Genomic DNA, 5,347 nt, shown 5'->3' on the forward strand with positions numbered 1-5,347 from the left:
ACGTCGGGCGTTCACCGCGCACTGTCGAACGAATGGCTGGCTGGTCAAGGCCTATTTAATCTTGAAGAGCGATGGAAGGAGCTTGCTCCGAAACGGCGAACCGCCTAGTGCGGACCCGCATGCTAGGTGGTGTGGGAGGGGTTCCGGGCAACCGGACCCCTATCCCGATTCGCATTGTTCTGTCAGTCTTTGATCATTCGTTTGAGTTCCGCCAGTCGGTCTTCGATAATTCTAACTGCGTCGTTCGCGTAGCGATCCCCAGCCTCCATTTGCTGTTTCGCCTGATTGAGCTGTGCTGTCGCTGCCTCAATTTCAAGTTCAGTCATCGTCATCCCTTTCCGTTTATCGAGCCATTGCTCCACGTTTTCATTGCTCAAAACATAGTACGAATTGTCATATACCTTAGGCAAATCAACCTCGATCATATCTTGAATTGTCCACATCGCTTGCTCTCCAAGAGTCACTTCGCGGGAGTTAAACGATCGGCTGCACAATCCAGACGGAATGACTCGGTCGTCATCGAGATAGCTACGCAAAGCTTCGATTGCAGGCACACCACCCGAATAAATTTGCTTGGCGGCAGCACTGGCTTCCCAGATGTCGTCTAACGTCGCAAGCGCTTCAATTGCACTTTCAATATCCTCGTAGGGTTGGGGATCAGCTTTGCGGTCTGAGCTTTCACAACCCAGGCAGGTTGCAATGGCAGCCACCAATGCGCAAAAGGTCTTCATCGTTTCATGACAGAACGTCAGAATTCACGGGGAACGGGCAAATGACTTGCAAGCAGACCATTAAACACGACTCCCGTTCTCCCGTGCAATTCATGGTTCGTCGTGACCGTTTCTCTGTGTATCGGTTGGCCGCATTAGCTCATTGTACATTGAATCGTCGAACATGACGTTCTGTACCTGCGGGACGTTCGGGACCTCGATCGGCAAACTCTGCGCTCCAAGTCGTAGACAACATTGCTGCCCCAGATAGGTCCAGTTATATCCGACGCCCGTATCCGTCGCTGCATCAACACATTCAATCAGTCCTGCGGCTAGCATTTGCGAAACCGCGTTGTCAAATCGCGACAGCAGTTTGTTGTCGCCTGTCTTCTCCCAAAACATTCGATCCGGGCCGTATTTCTTCATTGTTGCCCTCGCAAATGACGACATTCTGCGGAGCGTCGAATCGACAAGGTCATATTCCGCAGACAGGCAAGCACGAATCGCCAGTGAAAGTTCATCCGTGAGTTGGTGTGAAACGTCCTTATTCGATTCGGGACCAAGTTGGAATGTGATCGGAAAACGGTGGTTTCGCAGGTCAAAGGGCAGGTCGCTCGGTCCGCCGTACCCCTTGTGTTTGTTCATAACGAGAATGATTCGGTCCCATCCAATCGTCGCTGCGGCGTAACCCAACTCGATCATCACGTTTGAGTTACAAGCGCGCTTCAAAACGCGGCCTTCCGCGTTGCGCAGCTCGGTGGTCAGCGTGACGTCAGCAATGAACACAGCGGAAGAACGAATCTTCTGGAAAATCGTTGCGGCGATTGGGGGCGTTCCGGATTTCTCCAAAGTGTCGTGATCAAGCCTTGGAGCGTCCACGAGTGCACCCGTCGCAGCAATCGTTGAGACAGCATTCGCGGCGCAAACGCGGATCAGATCACGAGTGGTGCGACGCGGACGATCAGCTTGCCATGCGTAGAACACGGCGGGGCGAGTCATGATTCCTCCATCGACGAACGTCCGCGATCAGCGGGCCGGGAGGGTTGACTGTCCATTTGTGAAACCTTGCAAGCCCGGCTCCGTTGCATCGCATGGTTCGCCGTGACTCAGGTTCCCCAGGGCCTGGCAACCCACATGATTCACGGCAGCAGAAACCAGCACGTAACGGCTTCGGCAGCAGTGATTGCAACGGAAACTGACGTGAGGACGATAAATCGCCGCATTGATTTGGCGTTCTTGCTGTCCACCTCCGTGACGTGATTGGTATCGCCACGTGTGAAATCGAATACCGCACGCGCGCCGTAGCTATTGATCGCATGATAAATCTGGGAAGCGAGATACTTGCCAATCCTAGCAAGGACGAAGAGGATTGCACCGGTTCCAAGTAGCCAATAGAAGGAGAGGCGTAAGCCGTCAATTGTGATTGGCAACGCGGGGTCTATGTGCTTTGTAAGCTGATATAACGCCAGGCCTGCAACGCCAACGAACACGAGCGCGGACGTGTAATGAACGCATTGAGCAATCAGTCCATCATGTTTTTCTAGCTTGTCGAGCCAATTGTCTTGAGATGGATGCTTCTTCAGCGAATCGTTCCAACGGTCCACGATCGTAATCAGTTCGTCGGCTAATACATGATTGATGAAGTCCACGCGACACATACAGATGGATGTGTCGGGTTTGAGATCATCAATATCGTCCTCGTCAGCAGAAAAGATCATCTGCAAGAATTGCTTTGGAGTAACCGGTGTAGAAAGTTTCATCAGCAACATGTGTGGCTGCGGTACCTTAAACTCCGGCAAGTCCAGGCAGAAACTCCATTTGACGGTTACCTCTTGCGTTCGTTCGGGGATCTTCCAGTTGAAGCCCGTGAACTCGCCCCATGTGCCAAATTGTATTGCTTCTTTCTTGTCGAAAGAAACACTCACTGTGGTCACAGACTCACTAATCTGGTGATTTTTGAGCTTTGCTACCACACGTTCGTTGAGATCTTCAATATCGGATGGGGTGGCAACAACTGGACGCTGAAACAGTTTTACTTTGGAGTCTGGTTTCCCGGTAACCAGGTAGAACCAACTGCGAAAATCCTGGTGCGGAACGTGCGCGACCACGTCCTTTCCGTTTTGTGCAAGTGTGATTGTTGAAGGGGTCTCGTCTGCCAATGAAAATTGCTCCGGAAATACAAGTTGGTTGTGGGTAGCTTTCTATATAAAGGCGTCGAATTGACTGAGGCCGGGCGCGCAGAATCCGATTCGATCGGCGAACGGTGCAGATCACGTGGTCGCCGCGATCGACTAACCACTTCAGAAAACTCAACTCGGCGACTCATGTGCATCCGATGGTTCGCCGTCTACGTCATGTTCTAGTAGCGTCTGATCGAGCGCGGACTTCGTTGCAGATCCGTGCAGCCTCCGAAGACCCCAATCTTCTGGAATCTGGCGACGGCAATATCGAGCGTAAATCCTATCGTACCCGCTGACGAGCCACGAGTAGACGAGCGCCCACGAGACGTACATCCCGAGTATCGCAAATGCGGACAGTAGCGGAGTGAGCACAAAAATCCGAATTGTCGACCACAAAGTTGGCCGGATCTCGTCGAACGCCCCAAGCAGTGCGTAGGCAGCCATAAACAGGAACGGGCATAACGCTAAGAAGAACAAGAACGCAATGCGTGCCGGCAACGTAAGTGTCGATCGGAGACCGCGCCCCGTGAGAACGCCGATCGCCCCGACAAAGACAAGGCACCAATAAAACACGGCGCCAATCACGTGATGAAATTCCATACGTCGGTGTGAAAGTTCAGAGAAGACTAATACGGCGAACGTCAGACATCACGCGGGACGGGCGAACGATGTGCAAGCAGACCAACAACCGCGACTCCCGTCCTTATGGTCATACCGCATCCATCTTAATGGCTTGACCATGCCGGAGCCAGTCGCACAGCTCAAGGCAATGGGAAAGCCAAAGAGAACAGATGCGGACGCGAAATTCTTTTTGGGTCAATTACGCTCGTAGGTGTATTCGCATCGGCCGAATACACCAGACACCGCTTGGCTGACTGCGGACGAATACTCCGTCCCGACGCACACAGGAACTGCCTGCCGTGACGACTTACGTGAGACCTTCGCCGCAGTCAGCTACGGGATCTGCCTAACGACTGCTCAGATGACGCCTCTTCCAAAAGACCATCCATAAGGACGTCGCCGTGCAGATCCCAACCCAAGCGATTTCAAATTTACAACTTCAACTCGAGTCTCTCCCATGACAACACATCCCATTGTCTCAGTCGGCATCGATTGGGCCGACGCACAACACGATTTCCATCTCATCGCACCAGACTGCGAACACCACTCGGGAAGTTTCAAGCAAGATCCCACTGAAATCGAAAAGCAAATCGAGGCATGGCGGAAACTCTGTCCAGGAGCAGTGTTTGCGATCGCCATCGAGGCCACCAAGGGAGCCATCGTGAATGCATTGCTCGAGTTCAGCGATGTTCAAATCTATCCCGTCAATCCGGCAGCACTGGCCAGCTACCGGAAGGCTTTTGCGCATGGCGGCGGCAAGAACGACCCCAGCGATGCACGTCTGTTGGCACAGTTCATTGACCACTATCGCCAACAGTTGCGACCGCTGCGGCGAAACGACGAGTTGACACGTCAGATCGCCACTCTCGCCGAAGACCGGCGACGACTGGTTGACCAGCGAGCCGACCTTACGAATCGCCTGACCGCATTGCTGAAATGCTATTTCCCCGCCGCATTGGCTCTCAAGCCAGCCCGTTCATACAGCGAGTTCTTTCTCAAATTCCTCGCCAAATACCAAACACTTCAACAAACACAGCGGGCCGGCGAAACCCGACTTCGAAGCTTCTTCCATGGGATCGGGATCAAGCGTAAAGCAGACGGCTACGTCAAACTGCTGATTGAGTCGACCCCATTGACGAACGATCCAGCGACAATCGCAACCGCCTCGATGCACGCCGCTGCGATCGTCGAGCAATTGCAGATATTGACCAAGCATATCAAACGCTACGACGGGCGACTCAAGGAGTTGGTTCCTCAACACGACCTCTTTGAAATGGCAGATTCGCTGCCGGGAATCAGCACGAATACGCAGGCAAGATTGATTGCCGCGCTCGGAGACGATCGACAGCGTTTCCCTAACGCTAAGTCGCTACAGGCCGCATCAGGCATTGCGCCGGTTACAAAACAAAGTGGAAAGCAAAAGCACGTCTATGCGCGTTGGGCATGCACCAAATTCATGAAGCAAACGTTTCACGAACTCGCCGGGCTTTCCATAACCCAGAGCCGCTGGGCCAAAGCGTTTTACGAGTACAAGAAATCAAAGCATGCTAAAGAAAAGCACGCGGCGCAAATTGCCAAGCGCGCTTTGGCGTACAAATGGCAACGCATCATCTTCCGACTCTGGCAGACCGGGGAGCGATACGACGAAGAGCGTTACATCGCGAGATTAAAAGCGACCGGCTCGCCACTGTACGAGCTGATCAAGTCGTCGTGAAGCAGCAGTGGAAAACCTGTCGATAACCAGCAATATTCAGGTGCAAACAATGTCAGAAATTTTCACCCCAAAGCCCCGCGCCCCCTAGACACGATGCCTCAGATGTCTCGCGTGCATTTCAT

General features: G+C 53.0%; 4 protein-coding genes. 1 reads left to right on the plus strand and 3 read right to left on the minus strand.

Going from position 1 to position 5,347, the window contains the following annotated elements:
• Nucleotides 1-182 precede the first annotated feature (182 nt).
• From ABX962_RS29230 to ABX962_RS29240, 3 genes are all read right to left on the minus strand, one after another.
• Nucleotides 183-731 (minus strand): hypothetical protein, encoded by a 549-nt coding sequence (locus ABX962_RS29230; RefSeq protein ID WP_372724801.1) that lies wholly within the window; start codon nt 729-731, stop codon nt 183-185.
• A gap of 90 nt (nt 732-821) precedes the next feature.
• Complete coding sequence (locus tag ABX962_RS29235) at nt 822-1,709, minus strand: hypothetical protein (RefSeq protein WP_372724802.1); 888 nt, start codon at nt 1,707-1,709, stop codon at nt 822-824.
• Nucleotides 1,710-1,849: 140 nt separating this feature from the next.
• Nucleotides 1,850-2,869 carry a hypothetical protein gene (locus ABX962_RS29240; RefSeq protein WP_372724804.1) on the minus strand — a complete coding sequence of 340 codons (1,020 nt, stop codon included), beginning with the start codon at nt 2,867-2,869 and terminating at the stop codon, nt 1,850-1,852.
• A 1,099-nt stretch (nt 2,870-3,968) separates the two neighbouring features.
• Between ABX962_RS29240 and ABX962_RS29245 the strand changes: the two genes are divergently transcribed.
• The gene (locus ABX962_RS29245; RefSeq protein WP_372724806.1) at nt 3,969-5,225 is read left to right on the plus strand and encodes an IS110 family transposase; all 1,257 of its coding nucleotides are present in this window, start codon (nt 3,969-3,971) and stop codon (nt 5,223-5,225) included.
• The last annotated feature ends 122 nt before the right edge of the window (nt 5,226-5,347 follow it).

It is taken from the genome of Novipirellula sp. (genome assembly GCF_041583735.1).
Lineage (GTDB): Bacteria > Planctomycetota > Planctomycetia > Pirellulales > Pirellulaceae > Novipirellula.

Excerpts from the sequence above, each read along its gene's own strand:
- ABX962_RS29245 (WP_372724806.1), top strand. The coding sequence starts at position 3,969 with ATGACAACACATCCCATTGTCTCAGTCGGCATCGATTGGGCCGACGCA.
- ABX962_RS29235 (WP_372724802.1), bottom strand. The coding sequence starts at position 1,709 with ATGACTCGCCCCGCCGTGTTCTACGCATGGCAAGCTGATCGTCCGCGT.
- ABX962_RS29230 (WP_372724801.1), bottom strand. The coding sequence starts at position 731 with ATGAAGACCTTTTGCGCATTGGTGGCTGCCATTGCAACCTGCCTGGGT.